Raw genomic sequence first — 18,186 nt, 5'->3', positions numbered from 1 at the left:
TGAACTAAAATATTATATCATGCCTTAATTTATGTAGACCGTGTTATCAAAATATAGGATGATATCGCGCTTTTACACTTGGAACAGCTTGGCGTGATTTTTCGATTCAAAACAGGAAAGTTATGGTTCTTTATTTATTGCTTTATGCTGCTTGTTCCATCATGCATTATTTCCAGTGATGGTTTTTTCAAAGCTTTATATCCGCTTATTTTTTTCGTTTTTTTAATTTATCATTACCGCCGTTTTTTCTGGCTTAGTTTACCTATTTATCTTTTAAGCCCTTTTGCACTGTACTATGAAATTACCTATAACGCCCCAACTGAAATTTCAGTGTGGCTCACAATTTTAGGCAGCTCTACAACTGAAGGCAAAGTTTATTTATCGACATTAGATCTTCCTTTAGCAATTGGTTTGATTATTGCTTACATCATTCCTTTGATTTTCTTTTATTATTTCATTCCAAATCAAAGACTAAGCACTCCAATATGGCTACGCATTTTAGCGTTATGTCTTATTTTTTCGCCAATTCAACGCTACCTTAAAGCACCTGATCATCAGCAAGGGTTTCTAAATGTATATCGCCATTTTAAACAATCTTACCCCTTAAATTTACTTCTTGGTTTACCAGCAGCGAGTCTTGAAGTAAATCGAGTAAAAGATTTCATAGCCACACAAAACGAAATTGAATGTACACAAGTTAAGGAAACTCGCCCTACCATTACAGTACTAGTTATTGGGGAAAGTGCTCGACGCGACCGTTTAAGTTTGTTTGGCTATACCAAAAATAATACAACGCCTTATCTAGAAAAATATAAGAAAGATTTATGGTTATTTAATAATACGATTTCAGGCTCTTATATGACCAGTAAGTCTGTACCGACCTTATTAACAGGAAAGTTAAACGGGACTGATAATTTAAGCCCTTCTATTGTGAATGCTTTCAATGCAGCAGGCTACAAAACTTACTGGTTTAGCGCACAATCTCAATATGGAGAATATGATTCTCTTGTTTCAGCGTATGCCTCTTCTGCTCAAGAAACCCAATTTTTGACGCAACATTCATATTCAGCCTCACTAGAAACTCATTATGATGAGGAGCTACTCAAATCATTTGATCGAGCATTGGCAGAAAAAACACATCATAAATTCATCGTGTTACACCTTTATGGCTCACATGCTGATTTTACAAAACGCTATCCACCGCAATTTAATAAGTTTAAAGATACGTATGACAATACAGTACTTTATACAGACTATCTGCTCAATGAAGTTATTCAAAAATTAAAAGCAACCAATGTGGACGCCAACTTAATTTACACATCTGACCATGGACTGAACCTTGGAGAATGTAAAGAAAATAGTTCACTGCATTTAGATATGAAAAATAATTTTGATGTCCCTTTAATTATGTGGAGTTCAAGCTCATGGAAGCAACATCATCCAGAGATGGCGAGTACTCTTTCTAAAGAACAAAGCAGTGCAATCAGCTCAATTAATATATTACCTACACTCTTAGATATGAGAGGTATTCACTGTAAAAACATTTCTCAAGAGAGATCGTTATTTAATTCGAAGTTCAAAACATATCCAAGAGAAATTTTAGCAACATCAGAAACCATCAACTATGATAAAGGTCACGATGACAGCCAATGTCATTTAGTGAGCTGATAAACGACCCGATCCGCTTCCTGCAGGACCTGCCCTTCAGGAAGCAAATTTATATCAAACACATTTGCTATTAACTTTTTCTCTAGCAGTATATCAACCGAATTGGTAATACGATCTTGTTTGAGTCTGTCCATTGCAATCACACCGACTCGGCAACCTGCAGTAAGTGCCTCATAAATCATAGAAACACTATCTTCGGTTACCCACACAGCTTCTGCCTTTTGCATTTCCTCAAAAATCCAGCCTTGAGGAGTTTGCTCCACTGGAAATATCTGCAAACACTTAGCAAAGCTTTGTTGTTTTAAAATATCAATGAAACCTACAGGAGTACGACGTGAGGTGGTCAGGATAATCTCAGAATTTGAATTACACTCAACAATTTTTTGGACACTTAATAATACTTTTTCATGGTTCCACTGATGTCGTTTAGATGAACCACCCAATGCAATTAAAATTCTGCCTGCCTGATGTCGGTTTTCATTACGAATTGGATTCAATGCTCCACGCGTAACAATAACGCGCTCATTTGAAAGAATACCGTCATGCTCTGGAATCACAGCATAGTCAAACCAAGCAATAGGTAAATTTGGCTTCATTAAAATAACAGTCTTCGCCTTTTTAAAAATTTTACCCAGCAACCAGACACGAAAGTGCGTATGGCTCCCGACACCAAATATGAAATCGGGTGCTTGCTGAAGTAGAGAATTTTTTGAAGAGAAAAGCGCTTTAATTAAGGAAATAATAGGCAAGTCATTAATAGAAACTTCTTCAAAAGTTGCATTTGCCTGCTGTCTTTGCATTGCCTGAAACAAGCCTAAAGCCTGTGAACGATGCCCTGCTTTACCATCAGAGACATAGACAATATGCATAAAAGCTCCCTAACTAAAAAATAAAAAGGCGAAACCAATGTTCGCCTTTTCATGTTAACGGATTAACTTATTTTACGTAAGTTAACCAGTGTTCATATTTTGGATTTTTACCTTGAACTGCATCAAAGAAAGTCTTTTGGATTTCAGTGGTAATTGGACCACGGCAACCCGCACCGATTTGACGGTCATCGTATTCACGGATTGGTGTAACTTCAGCAGCAGTACCTGTGAAGAATGCTTCATCGGCAATATAGAATTCGTCACGTGTAATACGGCGCTCAACAACTTGGTAACCAAGATCTCTAGCAATCGTCATCACAGTTTGACGTGTAATACCGTCAAGTGCACCACCAGCGATATCTGGAGTATGTAAAACACCATCTTTAATCAAGAATACGTTTTCACCAGAACCTTGGCACACATAACCTTGTGGGTCCATAAGCATTGCTTCATCGTAACCAGAGTGCGCAACTTCTTGGTGAGCAAGAATTGATAATGTGTAGTTACCAGATGCTTTTGCTTTACACATGGTCACGTTTGGATGGTGGTGAGTAAATGATGAAGTTTTAACGCGAATACCTTTAGCCATTGCTTCATCACCAAGGTATGCGCCCCACGCCCATGCTGCTACTGCGGCATGAATAGTGTTATTTGTTGCAGCAATGCCTAGTTTTTCTGAACCGATCCAAATAAGCGGACGTAAATAGCAAGAAGCTAATTTATTTTCACGAACAACATCGATTTGTGCTTGCTCAAGCGCTGCTTGGTCAAACGGTACTTTCATTTGATAAATTTTTGCTGAATTTAACAAACGTTTTGTGTGGTCTTGAAGACGGAAAATTGCTGTACCCTTAGGAGTTTCATAAGCACGAACACCCTCAAATACGCCCATACTGTAGTGTAGTGTATGGGTTAAAACGTGAATCTTTGCATCACGCCAATCAATTAATTGTCCATCTTGCCAAATAAAACCATCACGATCAGCCAAATTCATGGAACACTCCAAATTGTTATAAAATCATTCACTATCCAACTCAACCGAGGCGGTTGGGTCTATTAATCTTTGCCATAAATTGCAAACGACCGCACGGGTACTACGCCAGTCCGCTGCGCTGACTTGCATGGATTGATTCGCAAGGGCTAAGCGGTGGCTTTCGGCACGTTCACTAAGATAGGCTCGAATTAATGCTGTGGCATCTTCACTGGATAAGCAGTCTGCTTTAGCAGCATCTTCTAATATTCTTACATTATCAGAATAATGGGCGAGATCGGGTTTCGTCCCGCTCCATGCAAGTACAGCATACTGTGCCATAAATTCGATATCTACGATACCACCTGCGTCCTGTTTTAAATGAAAAATACCATGTTTTTTTTGTTCAGAAGACGAACCTAAGTGGTCTTTCATTTTCTGACGCATTTTCAACACTTCTTCACGAACATAAGCCTCATCTCTAGATTGAGTCAATATCTCGCGGCGAAATATTTCAAATTTTTGGCAAAGCGTTTCATCACCAGCAATAGAGCGAGCACGAACTAATGCCTGATGCTCCCAAAGCCATGCACTTTTCAACTGATAGTGTTCATAGGCTTTTAGACTGGTCACTAATAAACCGGCCTCACCAGAAGGTCTCAAGCGTGTATCAATTTCATAAACGCGGCCATCAAGCGTTTGAGTGGTCATCAGTGACATGAACTTTTGAGCGACACGCATGGCAAACTCAAACCCACTAATAGCCTTAGTTCCATCGGTGTCAGCTTGTTCATCTAGATAATGAATAAAGACAAGGTCCAAGTCAGAACCATAGCCCAGCTCAATCCCACCTACTTTGCCATAACCAATGACAGCAAAGGCTTTATAGTCAAGAGAACAACGTTTTCCCTCGACATCTTTTGGGTAACCATGACGTTTTGCTACGGTCTGATAAGCTAAATGAAGAGTTGCATTGACACTAACTTCAGCAATATCTGTTAATGCATCAGATACTTTCATAAGAGGGCTTTCAGCTAAGACGTCACTTGCAGCGACCGTGAGCACATTGCTCTTTTTAAACAAGCGAAGTACCCGCATTTGGTCTTCAACCTGATCAATTTCAATACGAAGCAATTGCTGACGTAAAGAATCTTCCAAGTCCTTACGTTTTGGTAACTCAAAGTCCATCGATAAGAACTCATCCAACAGTACTGGATACTGAGTCAGCTCTTCACAAATCCACGGGCTTACTGTCGCCATTTTCACTAGGCGCTGTAATGCGCCCTTACTTTCAATCAACATGACCAAATACACTGTTCGACGCATGACTGATTCAATCAGCGGCATTAAACGTAACAGTGCAGTTTGTGGTTGTTCGGACTGCAAAATCGCTTCAATCAAATGAGGCCAGAAGGTTTTTAAACGCTGCACGGCATTTGAAGGAAGTTTTTTAAGTGCATGACCATGCCAAAACTCATGAATCAGATTTTTCGCATTATCATCTAACACTTCATCTAACTGCTGCTCTAACTGTCCAAAGTTCTCAGTTGCAGCATTAGAGCTAGTATCTTCAATCAGCTGTTTAAATTGAACTTTTACTTTTTGGCGTTTCTCGTTAAGAACATCAATAAATTCATTCCAACTCGTAAAACCCAAGGTATCTATAATGCGTTGTCGTAAATCTGCTTCTTCGGGTAATAATTGCGTTTGCTGATCGTTAAGAGCCTGAATTGCATGTTCAACACGGCGTAAAAACAGGTAAGCATCTTCAAGCTCTAATACGGCCTGTTTTTCCAACAAGCCTGCCTCACCAATATGCTCTAGACTGACCAAACACTGGCGGTCTTGTAACTCACGTTTAGAACCACCGTAAATCAGCTGAAAAACCTGAACAATAAACTCAATTTCGCGTATACCGCCTGCCCCGAGTTTAATATCATCCTCAATATGGCGACGTAAAACTTCACGTTCAATCATCGCTTTCATATCACGCATGGCAGCAAAAGCGGTGTAATCGACATAACGGCGGAATACAAAAGGACGTGTCATTTCTAATAAGTCTTGCCCTTCTTTACCCCCAGTGACAACGCGTGCCTTAATCCATGCATAACGTTCCCATTCACGACCATGCTGACTTAAATATTTTTCTAAAGCTGCATGACTAATCGCTAATGCCGAGCCATCCCCCCAAGGCCGTAAGCGCATGTCTACTCGAAACACAAAACCATCTGCGGTGATATGTTCGAGTAAATAAATAAGTTTTTGTCCCCACAAAATACAGAACTGCTGTACATCAATACATTTGCGACCATTGGTTTCGCCTTGCTCATCAAAGGCAAAAATCAGGTCAATATCACTTGATAGATTTAATTCCTGTGCCCCAAGCTTACCCATGGCAACCACAATCAAATCTTGAACTTTACCTGAATAACTTAAGGGTTCGCCGTGTTTAGCAACCAATGCAAAACGAGCAAAAGCTTTTGCTGCACAAATACTTGCATCGGCAAAGTTAGAAAGTTCACGAGTAAGTGTAACGACATCCGTCAGTTGATTGGCATCTTGCCAGATCCAGCGAAACATTAAACGACTGCGTAGTATACGAAGCGCACGCATCCAAGTTATTTCATCGGCAATGCCTTCAAGCGTGGTGTCTACAAGCTGATAAATTTGTTCTGTTGAGAGCGGTGCAGCAAATTGATCTATTTGATAATCTTGTTCTAAAACAGCCTGATGTAACCCTAAAACTTGTTCAGCATATTGGCTGGCACGCAATGTTTTTTGTAACTGCTCCGCATTCATATAAAAAAGCTCTTTTCCTCAGACTCTCTTTTTAGTTATAGCAGTTCACGTAGTAATAGGAAAAGGGATTAAACCAATTTTGCTTCAGATGAATCATGATGCTCAATAAGCGTCTCATGACTTTCTTGAGCTGAAGGTAATAAAACTTTAAATGTTGTTCCTACACCTTCTTTGGAACTCACACTAATTTGGCCCTGATTAATCTCAATAAAACGCTTACAGAGACTCAATCCTAAGCCCGCACCTTTTTCCCCTGCAGTACCTTTAAAACTGGCTGTAATGCGTGGGTGAAATAAATTTGCCATTTGTTGTTCGGTCATGCCAAGACCTGTATCACGTACAGTGATTTCGACATTTGTGCCCGCTTGCTTAGCCTCAATGAATACTTTGCCAGAACCATCAACATCAGTAAATTTCAATGCATTTGAGACCAAGTTTTGGATCACCGAAGTCATCATATTGATATCGGCATAGATTTTTAAATCTTCGGAAACCGCATTTACCAATTCAATATTTTTCTTTAAAGCCAACGTATGCAGCACATCACAGACAATATTGCTCACTTGTCTAAGTTTAAAATTAATAGGGTGATAAACAAAACGCCCACCCTCTGCCATCGCCCATGTCAGCAAACTTTCCAGTAAGTTATAGGTCGATTGAGAAGTGTCATATAAATAGTCGGCAATATTTTGAATACTCGATTCATCCAGTGTTTCACGCTCTTTAGCCAACACTTCGGAGAAACCTAACAAGCCATGAAATGGTGCCCGCAAATCATGTGAAATAATAGAAAAGAACTTTGTTTTACTCGAATTAAGGGCGACTTGTTGCTCATAGAGTTCATTTAATTCTTCATAATTAAATTTCAACTCGATTTGTTGCATAAAACTAGAACAGTAATCGAGCAACAACTGAATTTGATCATTTTCAAAATTGGTTTCACCGTCATCAAAGAAAACGGCAAACCCCATAGAAGTCTGGTCAGGCTGCACCAAATGGACAGCTAAGGCACGACCACACTCAATATTTAGCTCTTTTAAATAGTTGATTAAATTTTGATAAGAAGGATGATCGTGATGAATCACCTGTTGTTTAGCAAAACATTGTTTTAAGTGTCTTGAAGGTTTAAATGAAATAGCAGTCATGCCTTCAGGACAATGATGCCAGAAATAAGGTTCCTGATTAAAAGTGAGCAAAGCTTTTTGACACTTCAACAGGCGAACACTAAACCGGAAAAATTGCTCAATATAGTTCTGCTCGGCATTTAATCCAAGTAATAGTGATATTCTACAAGCACTTAATTGCTCGACCTGATGTAGTTCTAATCGCTGTGTCATGCCCGCCTCACAGATTTTGTCGTTGTTAGTCGGAACCGCTCTTTGAGAAATGTACTTATAATCATTATGATCTAATACAAACTTTAACACAGTACATTAAAAGAGCAACTTTCTTTTCGAAATAGAAATGTGAAGTTTCAATTAAAGGTTTTCAGATACATAAAGTGGGTATGCTTTAGAAAAATACAACAATTATTTGAAGGTGAGGAGTTGTAAGTAATAAGAAATAGAGATTCAAAAAGGTAAAAATTATCTTAAATCTTCTTATAAGTATTACCGCTTAGCTTCGACTTAAATTTTAGCTTTAATAAATGCATTTCATATTTAAATAAAGTCTTCTTAAATTAAAAAAATCTTTAAGTTATAAATGTATAAAAGATTCAAACCCAACCGTCAGAACTAAAGTAAGTAGTTCACAATTTCTTGAAGTCTATGAACTTTTTTATCCAACAAAAAACCCCTAAGCCGTTAGCTTAGGGGTTTTCTTAGAATCATAAGATTCTGAATCTTGGTCCCGAGGGTCGGACTCGAACCGACACGTCATCTCTGACAGCGGATTTTGAGTCCGCCGCGTCTACCAATTTCACCACCTCGGGAGAGGAAGTATGTTTGTGTTGCGTATATTAGCGCGTTTGTAAAACTTGTCAAACCCTAAGTGAATATTATCGTTCACTTTTAGATCATTTAAACATTTTTCATAATTTAGGGCAGAAGCACAGCCATAAAAAAGCGAAAAAGTTTATACTAGGCCCAATTTTTGCGGTGTTTTTTCCTAAATATGCAACTGTCTGACTTTTCCTTTGAATTACCCGATGAACTTATTGCCCGTTACCCTCTCGAATCACGTAGTGCTTCACGTTTATTGCATTTAGACGCAAAGGGTCAATATCACGATCACATGTTCACAGATATTATCGATCTGTTTGAAGAAGGTGATTTGTTGGTACTCAACGATACCAAGGTCATGAAGGCTCGTCTTAAAGGAAAACGTGCCACAGGTGGGGCTATTGAGATTCTGGTTGAGCGTATGCTGAACCACACCACAGCGTATTGCCATATTAAATCGAGTAACTCGCCTAAAGCAGGAGCTGAGCTTTTTGTCGGTGCAGACAATATTCCTGTAATTGTGCGAGGCCGTCACGAAAACTTATTTGTCGTTGAGTTTTCACAGCCAATTTTACCTGTACTTGAGCAATATGGTCAGTTACCTATTCCGCCTTACTTTAACCGTGAAGCAGAAGAAATTGACACTGAACGCTATCAAACGGTCTTCCATAACCCAGAAAAAATTGCCAGTGTGGCTGCACCAACTGCAAGCTTGCACTTTGATGAAGAGTTGTTAGCAAAGTTAGATCAAAAAGGGGTTAAGAAAACGTTTGTGACTCTTCACGTCGGTGCAGGTACTTTTATGCCTGTACGCACTGATGACATTACCAACCATGTCATGCACAGTGAATGGTGTGATGTTCCTCAAGAAACCATTGATTTAATTTTAGCGACTAAAGCACGTGGCAATAAAGTAATTGCTGTTGGTACAACCGCAACGCGTGCATTAGAAAGTGCAGCCCAAGCGCATGGCGGAAAAATCGCAGCATGGACTGGTGATACGCAAATCTTTATTTATCCGGGTTATGAGTTCTGTATCGTAGATCGTTTAATTACCAACTTCCATTTACCTGAGTCTACCCTGCTCATGTTAGTTTCAGCATTGTCAAATAGAGACAATATTTTGGCTGCTTACGAACATGCAGTTAAAGACCGCTATCGCTTCTTTAGTTATGGCGATGCAATGCTGATTGATAAATTAGAAGTTTAAAAATTAAAGCTGGGTTAAATCTTATTAGTTAATTTGAGGTCTAACCCAGTATCTATAATTAAAATAAAAATAGTCTTGGTATTTCTATTTATCTCTTTCAATTTAAAGGATAGTCTAGGTTTAGCACTTTATGATAATCATCTCATTACCTTCATGCCAATTGATACCGTACAACAAGCACTTCATATAAGACGTAAAAAAAATACACAGGTCTTTCGTAATATTGCTCGACTTTGGGATGCGGGACAAAAGTCACAAACAGATCAAGAACTCTTAAATGCATTACATCCATGGCGTGAAGATCATAACCTGCGTTTTGTTAATGTATTACCGCATTTGTTAGGTATTTGCAGTATTACGACTTTATTATTTGGATACTTTCTTCATCCTCATATTCAATATATTTGGAGTCTGTTATGGGCATTTTTAACGGGTTTTCTGGCCTATTTGCTCTATGAACCGCAAAAACCTCTAGCCGAAGTCATTCACTATTTAGAAAAGCGTATGACTGCTTTACGTTATGGCCTACAGTTTCAACATTTACCAGCTTATCTTCCTATTCAAGCCCAACCCATTTTAGTCTTAAGCAGACTAAAGCAATATTTCCCATTGTTTAATCGAGGCAATGAAGCGAATGAAATTACAGAGTTTGCTTCAGTGACATGGAATGATGGCATTACAGATCATCAAGTCCTGCTATTTAAATACCACTATGTAAATAATTTACCTATTCTTCAAGATCAAAACAGCGATAAAAAAATAGTAAAAGAGATTCATAAAGACTTATGGGGTGCTTTTATTTTTCAGATGCCAGCCTTAGGTATTGCTGTAAGTAATCAACGTTCTCGCTTTTTTGCACCCTACTTAAGCGAATGGCAAAGTACTGATATTCTGATTAACCAAAAGCTCAATATCTTCGGTACTGATCAACATCAATTAGCTAAAGAAATTAGTCCAAGTTTAACTTTAAAACTTCATGATTTTTTTCAACATTTTACCGGTGATTTAATTTATCATCATGAAGAGCAAATATTATGTTATCTCGGTGAGCAAGATCTTTTTCAAACCACCAGCAAACGTAGTGAAATTCATGATATTCCAGCATTACGTGGACATTTACGTACCATGACCATGCCGCAATATGAAAAATTTCAACAATTAATGCTTAATTTAATTAAATAAATCTCTCGTAGTGCCCAACTGGCAACTTATAAAAAATAAGAAGTTAAAAGGTTCAATGAGAGAATAAAAATAAGAGGAGTGAAAATGAAAGGTTTATTCATTTTCTTGGGGATATTCGTTGTACTGATTGCATGGGGCATTCACATTCGTAACAGCATTGTGCGTTATTTTAACGCGACCAAACGCGCTTGGGCTGAGGTTGCAAATTTCGAACGCCAAAAAGTAAAAACACTTGAAGCATTAGAAACTACTCTCAATCAATATACTCAGTTCGAGAAGTCGACTCTAGAAAAAGTGACTGCCTTACGTCAGCAAATTCTCAGTTTAAATGTCGATCATACTGATATTGCTCAATTACAGCAGATTGAAAAAATGAGCAAAGAGCTGATCCGCAGCCTAAATGTTATAGTTGAAAACTATCCTGAATTAAAAGCAGATACACTCTATAGTAAAATGATGGATGATATTCAGGAACAAAACGAAAATGTTGGCGCTGCAATCAGCATTTTTAACCGCAATGTCGAAGTATTTAACAACCAGATTGAAGTATTTCCAAATAATCTGATTAATACGATGACTTTATCTAAAAAAGCAATTCGTCCTTTTCGCGATAATTTGGCTACAGACAATTTTGACTACAAACCTAACTTTTAGTCTTAATAAAAAAGTGGCCATTCAATCGGGAAATTGACCTATTTTATAGCCAGCTACATTTAGTAGTAGAACTACGTCGCAGAATCAAGGAAAATAGCCCTCTTATTTTTAGGGCTATTTGTGTTTTTAAATTGGTCTTCCTGTTTAAAAACTCCTCATATTACAGCCCCTATTTAGCAGCGAACTGTTTTTTCGCCCTTGCACTGCCCTGCGGCATTGCTTGCTATTGTTCAGGATTTTTAGATGAAGTTTGAAAAATTAGGTCAGTCGGGTCGTGCCCGTCGTGGTCGTTTAACTTTAGAACATGGTGTTGTTGAAACACCTGTTTTTATGCCAGTGGGGACTTACGGTACAGTCAAAGGTATGTTGCCGCGTGATATCGAAGATATTCAGGCACAAATTATTTTAGGTAATACTTTCCATTTATATTTGCGTCCGGGCCTTGAAGTAATCAAGCAACACGGCGGATTACATGACTTTATTAAATGGAATAAGCCAATTTTAACTGACTCTGGCGGCTTCCAAGTATTTAGTCTTGGCGCTATGCGTAAAATTAAGGAAGAAGGTGTTACTTTCCGTTCCCCGATCGATGGTTCAAAAGTGTTTTTATCGCCTGAAATTTCAATGGAAATTCAGCATGTATTGAACTCTGACATCGTCATGATTTTTGATGAATGTACACCGTACCCTGCAACACATGAAGAAGCACAAAAATCATTACAGCTTTCTTTGCGCTGGGCAAAACGTTGTAAAACGCATCACCACGATGAGCTTAAAAATAAAAATGCCTTATTCGGCATTATTCAGGGCGGTATGTATGAAGACTTACGTGATGAGTCTTTAAATGGCCTTCTTGAAGTTGGTTTCGATGGTTATGCAATTGGCGGTTTATCTGTAGGCGAACCAAAAGAAGAGATGATCAAAGTTTTAGATTATCTTCCAAACAAAATGCCACATGACAAGCCACGCTACTTAATGGGCGTAGGTAAACCTGAAGATATCGTTGAAGCGGTGCGCCGTGGTGTCGATATGTTTGACTGCGTAATGCCAACACGTAATGCACGTAATGGTCATTATTTTGTCACTGATGGTCTGGTACGTATTCGTAATAGTAAATATCGCCATGACCAAGGACCACTTGACCCACACTGCGATTGCTACACATGTAAGAACTTTACCCGTGCTTATCTGTTCCACCTTGAAAAATGTGGAGAGATGTTGGCGTCTATGCTCGGTACTATTCATAACTTACGTTATTACCAACGTTTAACTGAAGGTATGCGTGACGCATTAGATAATGGCACTTTTGATGAATTTGTTCAGGACTTTTATGCCCGCCGTGGATTAGAAGTTCCACCTTGCCCTGTCGATGAATAAGTGAGATTTGCGCTCAACCTCAAGACAAGGTAAATTGCAAAACGAATTAGGATTATGTCAGATATCTGACTCATATTTTTTAACTTTAGGAAATTAAAATGAGCTTGTTCATTTCTACTGCACATGCAGCTCCAGCAGCAGCCCAAAGCCCTGGTCTTTTGCCAAACATTTTGATGATTGTTGTATTCGTTGCAATCTTCTATTTCTTAATCTGGCGCCCTCAAGCAAAACGCGCAAAAGAACACCGTTCTTTAATCGAAAGCTTAGGTGTAGGTAGCGAAGTTGTTTTTGCTGGCGGTTTAATGGGCAAAGTAACCAAACTTGAAGGTGACTATGCGGTTGTTGAACTTAACCGTGGTGTAGAAGTAAAAATTCAGCGTGCCAGCGTAATTTCTGTATTACCTGAAGGCACTCTAAATAACCTTTAATCATAAAACAGTCGTGCTTTAGCACGGCTTTTTCATTTAAGAAGAAAGCGAATGCGTTACCCTGCATGGAAATATTTACTGATTCTGGTTGTTCTGGTAGTCAGTACATTATACGCACTGCCTAGTCTATATCCGGATGAGCCCGCAGTTCAAATTTCCGGTGCCAAAGCTGGTACCCAAATTGATCAAAGTGTGGTGCAAAAAGCAGAGCAAATTTTAAAAACAGCAAATATTGCAAGCCACGATAATACTTTTACAAATAATGCTGCTCTCTTGCGTGTCAGCTCTTCTGAAGCGCAGTTAAAAGCAAAAGAAGTATTACGCCGTGACTTAGGTGATCAATACGTTGTTGCCCTAAACCTTGCACCAACTACACCAGAATGGTTGCAAAAAATTGGGGCTAAACCAATGAAACTTGGTTTGGACTTACGTGGTGGTGTTCACTTCTTGCTAGAAGTAGATATGGACAAAGCCATTTCCCAACGTATGGAAACCTCTGCAACTGATTTGCGTCGTCAGTTCCGTGAAAACAAAATTAAATTTAACAACCTTGCGTTAAATAATAATGTGATCACTGTTCAATTTGCTGACAATGCTGATCGTGATGCAGCAATGGATTTTTTACGCCGTAATGGTAATGAATATACCCAACAGGCATTAGCGAGCGCGACAGGTTCGACCTTAAAACTCACTTATACTGATGTACGTCGTCAAGAAATTCAGGCATATGCAGTCAATCAGAACTTAACAACACTACGTAACCGTATTAACGAACTTGGTGTTGCAGAAGCATTAGTACAAAGTCAGGGTAGCAACCGTATTGTCGTTGAATTACCGGGTGTTCAAGATACAGCAGAAGCTAAACGCGTTTTAGGACGTACTGCTAACCTCGAATTCCGTTTGGTATCTGACTTAAATGATCAATATATTGACCCATATACGGGTAAATATAACGGTCAACCTTTACCTCCGGGTACAGAAGTTTTCGCTTATCAATCTTTAGATAGCGGTCGTCAACTTCTGTTGCAACGTAACCGTATCTTGACTGGTGAACGTGTTCAAAATGCAAGTTCTGGCTTTAGCCAAGACTCTGGCGGTGCCGAAGTAAATATTACGCTCGACAGTGCTGGTGGTAAGCTCATGTCAGATGCAACCCGTAATGCTGTTGGTAAACGCATGGCGGTATTGTTCATCGAAAACAAGCAAAAGATTAGTTACGTTACAGATCCAAAAACTGGTGCTCAAACAGAAGTTCGTACACCATATACCGAATCTGTCGTCATTAATGCTGCAACAGTTCAAGCTGTTTTAGGTTCAACTTTCCGTATTACCGGTTTAAGTTCACCTCAAGAAGCATCTGAACTTGCATTGATGCTACGCGCTGGTGCTTTAGCTGCGCCAATGTACTTCGTTGAAGAACGTGTGGTGGGGCCAAGCCTTGGTCAAGAAAACATTGATAAAGGTGTACTCTCAACTCAAATCGGTTTCTTGCTCGTTGCAATCTGGATGGTCGTGTTCTTCCGCGTATTCGGCTTGATTGCGAACTTTGCACTTGTATTTAACTTGGCAATGATTTTAACCGTTATGTCTTGGATAGGGGCTTCACTCACCTTACCGGGTATTGCTGGTATCGTTATTACTATTGGTATGGCAGTCGATGCCAACGTACTGATATGTGAGCGTATTCGAGAAGAAATGCTCTGGGGTGCCTCACCCAAACAGGCCATTGTGGCAGGTTATGATCGAGCCTATAACACGATCTTTGACTCGAACTTAACTACGTTCCTCGTTGCATTCATTCTGTTTGCAATTGGTACAGGTCCGATTAAAGGTTTCGCCGTAACATTAATGATTGGTATCGTATGTTCGATGTTTACTGCAATTACAGTAACACGCGCAATTGTACAAATCATTTATGGCAAACGCCGTAATTTGAAAAAGTTGAGCATTTAAGGAGATCTATGATGACTAAAGTGACTCAACAGCCTTCAAAACAATATGGTCGTCCGGATGATGCAAAAATCATCCCGTTTATGAAGATTGCTAAACCAGCAGCAATCTTCTCGATCCTTATTACTTTAGCGAGTATTTTCTTTATCGCGACTAAAGGTCTTAACTTAGGTTTGGACTTTACAGGCGGTGTTTCTGCCGAACTTAACTATGCGCAACCAGCAAATCAGTCTGAAGTTATTCAGGCTCTCGACAAAGCTGGTTTTAAAGATGCCGTAGTACAAACGCTAGGTAGTAATAAAGACTTACTCGTGCGTATGCCGGTACAAGAAGTTAAGGTTGAAGATCTTAATAACGCGATCACCAAAGCTGTGCAATTACCAAATAACGCTGCCGAAGTTCATAAAGTGGACTCTGTAGGCGGTCAAGTGGGTAATGAGCTTTATGTTCGTTCAGCTGGAGCGGTTGCTCTTGCACTTATCTTAATGTTGATCTACGTGACCATTCGCTTTGAGTTTAAACTCGCGATGGGTGCTGTAATGTCTTTATTCCATGACATCATCATCATTATTGGTGCTTTTGCATTATTCCAATGGCCATTTGACCTTACAGTTTTAGCTGCTGTACTCGCGGTGATTGGTTTCTCGCTTAACGATAACATCGTGGTATCAGACCGTATACGTGAAAACTTCCGTAAAATTCGCGGCGCGACTCCACGTGAAATCGTGGATATTGCCTTAACTGAGACTTTACGTCGTACTATTCATACCTCAATGACATTATTGCTTGTAGTACTTGCAATGATGTTCTTAGGCGGTGATGGCTTACACTGGTTCTCTGTTGCAATGTTTGTAGGTGTCTTTGTCGGTACTTATTCTTCGATTTATATCGGTACAGCATTTGCATTGTGGCGTGGTCTTAACCGTCAGGACTTTATCGTTCAGGTTAAACCTGAATTTGAAGATGAAATTCCTTGATTGTCTAAATAAGACTATTAAAAAAACCGCGATTTATTCGCGGTTTTTTTTATTTGGTGCAAAAATTATTTACGGCGTAATGCATCCGAAATTGCTTCAACCAATTGTTGAGAAATTTCTTGCTTCGATGCTTTTTCTAACTCACGCTTTTTCATATGGTAGCTTTGGGCAAAGAAAACAGTCATCGCATTTTCATCCGAAGCAAAACCAATATCAGCACGAGAAACATCGTTACACGCAATCATATCTAGTTTTTTAGCAACCAGTTTACCCGCTGCATATTCTTCAACATTTTGCGTTTCGGCAGCAAAACCCACCATAAATGGACGTTTTTCCTGAGCGGCAATAGTTGCCACAATATCCGGATTTTTTACAAGGGAAACATTCAGCTCATCCCCTGCTTTCTTAATCTTGTGCTCAGCCACTTCAGCAACGCGATAATCAGCTACTGCCGCTGTAGCAATGAAAATGTCACATCCGGTCTCAAGTGAACTCATGCTGACATCTAACATTTGTCGTGCAGATGCAACATTTACACGTTGAACACCATTTGGCGTATCTAAACTTACAGGACCAGCAATTAAAGTCACTTTTGCGCCCGCCGCATAACATGCAGCCGCTAAAGCAAAGCCCATTTTTCCAGTACTATGGTTTGAAATATAACGAACAGGATCAATCGCTTCACGTGTTGGTCCAGCAGTAATCACAACTCGCTTACCAGCCAACAAACCAAATTTTTCAGCAATCGCACGTTGGGCTTGATGGAAATAACCCGCCACTTGCCTTGCAATTTCTTCCGGTTCTGGCATACGACCTAAACCAACATCTCCACAAGCCTGTTCACCTGAATCTGGCATAATCACATGTACGCCATCTTCAACCAGAGTTTGCAAATTACGCTGGGTTGCTTTTGCAGCCCACATTTGCTGGTTCATTGCTGGTGCAACCCACACAGGTGCTTTAGTTGCTAAAAATAAAGTACTCAGTAAGTCATCTGCCAAACCATTAGCAAACTTAGCCAGCGTGTCACAGCTTGCCGGAGCAACCAGTAACAAATCAGCCCAACGAGCCAATTCAATATGGCCCATTCCAGCTTCAGCTTCTGGGTCTAAAAGCTCGGTATGTACAGGATTTCCAGAAAGAGCCTGAAACGTTAGAGGGGTAATAAATGCTTGAGCTCCGTGTGTCATCACAACCCGAACGTCAAAACCATAATCTTTAAGACGACGGACCAAAATGGCACTCTTATAGGCAGCAATCCCACCTGTAACAGCTAAAACAATGTTTTTATGAGGAATAACACTTAAATCAAAGCTCACGAACAGGATACCTTTCTGTTGCAGTGGCGCTCACAATAGCATTAAATACGCGCAGACCCAAGATTGATTGGGCAAACAAAATAAATTTTTAAGCAGAATATTGCTGGGGAATATGAATACTTCTATTAAAAATTGGCCAGAACAAGAACGGCCAAGAGAACGGTTATTACAACAAGGCCCTCAAAGTCTCTCTGACTCTGAATTACTCGCGATCTTTCTTCGCTCAGGTTCACGTCAACATTCGGCTGTTGAACTCGCCCGCTTACTGATTCAACAATTCGGAAGCCTCAATGCTGTTTTCGATGCTTCTTTCAATGAATTAGCTCAATTTAATGGTATTGGAGCTACGAAGTATTCCCAATTATTGGCCGTAAAAGAACTTGGACGGCGTTATCTCGACTATCATTTTAGTCAAACTGAACTAAGCCTTCATTCATCTCATTTAGTTCTAGATTATCTGCGTTATGAGTTAAAAGGTGAAAAACAGGAAGTCTTTGCGGTACTTTGCTTAGATGCCGAACTACGAAAATTGCATTTTAAAAAGTTATTTTTTGGTTCAGTTCAACACTGCGCCGTTTCAGTGAATCAAACCTTACGATATGCCTTACAACAGCACGCTTGCCAATTGGTAATAGCTCATAACCACCCATTTGGTTCCGCACAGCCCTCTCTCGAAGATATTAAACTCACAGAGCAACTTGAACAGGCCTGTCAGCTTTTAGAAATTCGTCTACTGGACCATTTTATTATCTCGCCAGAAGGTAGCTTTTCATTTGCTGAACAACAACTGCTCAACCCTACTTCAATAGCCGTTCAATGATATTGACAAAGCATCACTAA

General features: G+C 39.5%; 14 protein-coding genes and 1 tRNA gene. 9 read left to right on the top strand and 6 right to left on the bottom strand.

Annotated elements, in window-relative coordinates; all coding sequences use genetic code 11:
• Positions 1 to 93 precede the first annotated feature (93 nt).
• Entirely contained in the window at positions 94 to 1,668 is a 1,575-nt protein-coding gene (locus tag F984_RS21065; RefSeq protein WP_228128012.1) for a phosphoethanolamine transferase, read from the top strand.
• Here F984_RS21065 and F984_RS21060 read toward each other — a convergent pair.
• The 5 genes from F984_RS21060 to F984_RS21040 form a co-directional block, all read right to left on the bottom strand.
• The gene (locus F984_RS21060; protein ID WP_004711944.1) at positions 1,653 to 2,537 is read right to left on the bottom strand and encodes a mitochondrial fission ELM1 family protein; all 885 of its coding nucleotides are present in this window, start codon (positions 2,535 to 2,537) and stop codon (positions 1,653 to 1,655) included. The genes F984_RS21065 and F984_RS21060 overlap by 16 nt on opposite strands.
• Positions 2,538 to 2,604: 67 nt before the next feature.
• Complete coding sequence (locus F984_RS21055) at positions 2,605 to 3,531, bottom strand: branched-chain amino acid transaminase (RefSeq protein WP_002051336.1); 927 nt, start codon at positions 3,529 to 3,531, stop codon at positions 2,605 to 2,607.
• Positions 3,532 to 3,555: 24 nt separating this feature from the next.
• Positions 3,556 to 6,306, bottom strand: a complete 2,751-nt coding sequence (gene glnE / locus F984_RS21050; RefSeq protein WP_004711940.1) for a bifunctional [glutamate--ammonia ligase]-adenylyl-L-tyrosine phosphorylase/[glutamate--ammonia-ligase] adenylyltransferase — start codon at positions 6,304 to 6,306, stop codon at positions 3,556 to 3,558.
• Between the two features lie 68 nt (positions 6,307 to 6,374).
• Positions 6,375 to 7,643: a sensor histidine kinase gene (locus tag F984_RS21045; protein WP_004711938.1), complete on the bottom strand. Its 1,269-nt coding sequence runs from the start codon at positions 7,641 to 7,643 to the stop codon at positions 6,375 to 6,377.
• Between the two features lie 509 nt (positions 7,644 to 8,152).
• Positions 8,153 to 8,239: transfer RNA gene (locus tag F984_RS21040), tRNA-Leu, on the bottom strand.
• A gap of 182 nt (positions 8,240 to 8,421) precedes the next feature.
• Between F984_RS21040 and queA the strand changes: the two genes are divergently transcribed.
• The 7 genes from queA to secF all read left to right on the top strand — a co-directional run bounded on the left by queA (position 8,422) and on the right by secF (position 16,027).
• Positions 8,422 to 9,459, top strand: a complete 1,038-nt coding sequence (queA, locus tag F984_RS21035) for a tRNA preQ1(34) S-adenosylmethionine ribosyltransferase-isomerase QueA (protein ID WP_004711935.1) — start codon at positions 8,422 to 8,424, stop codon at positions 9,457 to 9,459.
• Positions 9,460 to 9,612: 153 nt separating this feature from the next.
• Positions 9,613 to 10,641 (top strand): hypothetical protein, encoded by a 1,029-nt coding sequence (locus tag F984_RS21030; protein WP_004711934.1) that lies wholly within the window; start codon positions 9,613 to 9,615, stop codon positions 10,639 to 10,641.
• Positions 10,642 to 10,725: 84 nt separating this feature from the next.
• Positions 10,726 to 11,295, top strand: a complete 570-nt coding sequence (locus F984_RS21025; RefSeq protein WP_004711932.1) for a LemA family protein — start codon at positions 10,726 to 10,728, stop codon at positions 11,293 to 11,295.
• Between the two features lie 243 nt (positions 11,296 to 11,538).
• Positions 11,539 to 12,672, top strand: coding sequence for a tRNA guanosine(34) transglycosylase Tgt (gene tgt, locus F984_RS21020; protein ID WP_000667232.1), 1,134 nt, complete (start codon positions 11,539 to 11,541; stop codon positions 12,670 to 12,672).
• A gap of 98 nt (positions 12,673 to 12,770) precedes the next feature.
• Entirely contained in the window at positions 12,771 to 13,100 is a 330-nt protein-coding gene (yajC, locus tag F984_RS21015; protein ID WP_000051669.1) for a preprotein translocase subunit YajC, read from the top strand.
• A gap of 51 nt (positions 13,101 to 13,151) precedes the next feature.
• The gene (gene secD, locus F984_RS21010; RefSeq protein WP_004711928.1) at positions 13,152 to 15,053 is read left to right on the top strand and encodes a protein translocase subunit SecD; all 1,902 of its coding nucleotides are present in this window, start codon (positions 13,152 to 13,154) and stop codon (positions 15,051 to 15,053) included.
• A gap of 8 nt (positions 15,054 to 15,061) precedes the next feature.
• Entirely contained in the window at positions 15,062 to 16,027 is a 966-nt protein-coding gene (gene secF, locus F984_RS21005; protein ID WP_006580293.1) for a protein translocase subunit SecF, read from the top strand.
• 65 nt (positions 16,028 to 16,092) lie between these two features.
• Here the strand turns inward: secF and coaBC are convergent, their stop codons facing one another.
• Positions 16,093 to 17,346, bottom strand: coding sequence for a bifunctional phosphopantothenoylcysteine decarboxylase/phosphopantothenate--cysteine ligase CoaBC (gene coaBC / locus F984_RS21000; RefSeq protein ID WP_004711924.1), 1,254 nt, complete (start codon positions 17,344 to 17,346; stop codon positions 16,093 to 16,095).
• A 100-nt stretch (positions 17,347 to 17,446) separates the two neighbouring features.
• Here coaBC and radC point away from each other — a divergent pair, with 100 nt between their 5' ends.
• The gene (gene radC / locus F984_RS20995) at positions 17,447 to 18,166 is read left to right on the top strand and encodes a RadC family protein (RefSeq protein ID WP_080631587.1); all 720 of its coding nucleotides are present in this window, start codon (positions 17,447 to 17,449) and stop codon (positions 18,164 to 18,166) included.
• The last annotated feature ends 20 nt before the right edge of the window (positions 18,167 to 18,186 follow it).

The sequence above is a fragment of the Acinetobacter nosocomialis NIPH 2119 genome, from assembly GCF_000368085.1.
Taxonomy (GTDB): Bacteria; Pseudomonadota; Gammaproteobacteria; order Pseudomonadales; family Moraxellaceae; genus Acinetobacter; species Acinetobacter nosocomialis.
This window is presented reverse-complemented; position numbering and strand designations above follow the sequence as displayed.

Excerpts from the sequence above, each read along its gene's own strand:
- glnE (WP_004711940.1), bottom strand. The coding sequence starts at position 6,306 with ATGAATGCGGAGCAGTTACAAAAAACATTGCGTGCCAGCCAATATGCT.
- secF (WP_006580293.1), top strand. The coding sequence starts at position 15,062 with ATGATGACTAAAGTGACTCAACAGCCTTCAAAACAATATGGTCGTCCG.
- F984_RS21060 (WP_004711944.1), bottom strand. The coding sequence starts at position 2,537 with ATGCATATTGTCTATGTCTCTGATGGTAAAGCAGGGCATCGTTCACAG.
- yajC (WP_000051669.1), top strand. The coding sequence starts at position 12,771 with ATGAGCTTGTTCATTTCTACTGCACATGCAGCTCCAGCAGCAGCCCAA.
- F984_RS21055 (WP_002051336.1), bottom strand. The coding sequence starts at position 3,531 with ATGAATTTGGCTGATCGTGATGGTTTTATTTGGCAAGATGGACAATTA.
- queA (WP_004711935.1), top strand. The coding sequence starts at position 8,422 with ATGCAACTGTCTGACTTTTCCTTTGAATTACCCGATGAACTTATTGCC.
- tgt (WP_000667232.1), top strand. The coding sequence starts at position 11,539 with ATGAAGTTTGAAAAATTAGGTCAGTCGGGTCGTGCCCGTCGTGGTCGT.
- F984_RS21025 (WP_004711932.1), top strand. The coding sequence starts at position 10,726 with ATGAAAGGTTTATTCATTTTCTTGGGGATATTCGTTGTACTGATTGCA.
- secD (WP_004711928.1), top strand. The coding sequence starts at position 13,152 with ATGCGTTACCCTGCATGGAAATATTTACTGATTCTGGTTGTTCTGGTA.
- F984_RS21030 (WP_004711934.1), top strand. The coding sequence starts at position 9,613 with ATGCCAATTGATACCGTACAACAAGCACTTCATATAAGACGTAAAAAA.
- F984_RS21045 (WP_004711938.1), bottom strand. The coding sequence starts at position 7,643 with ATGACACAGCGATTAGAACTACATCAGGTCGAGCAATTAAGTGCTTGT.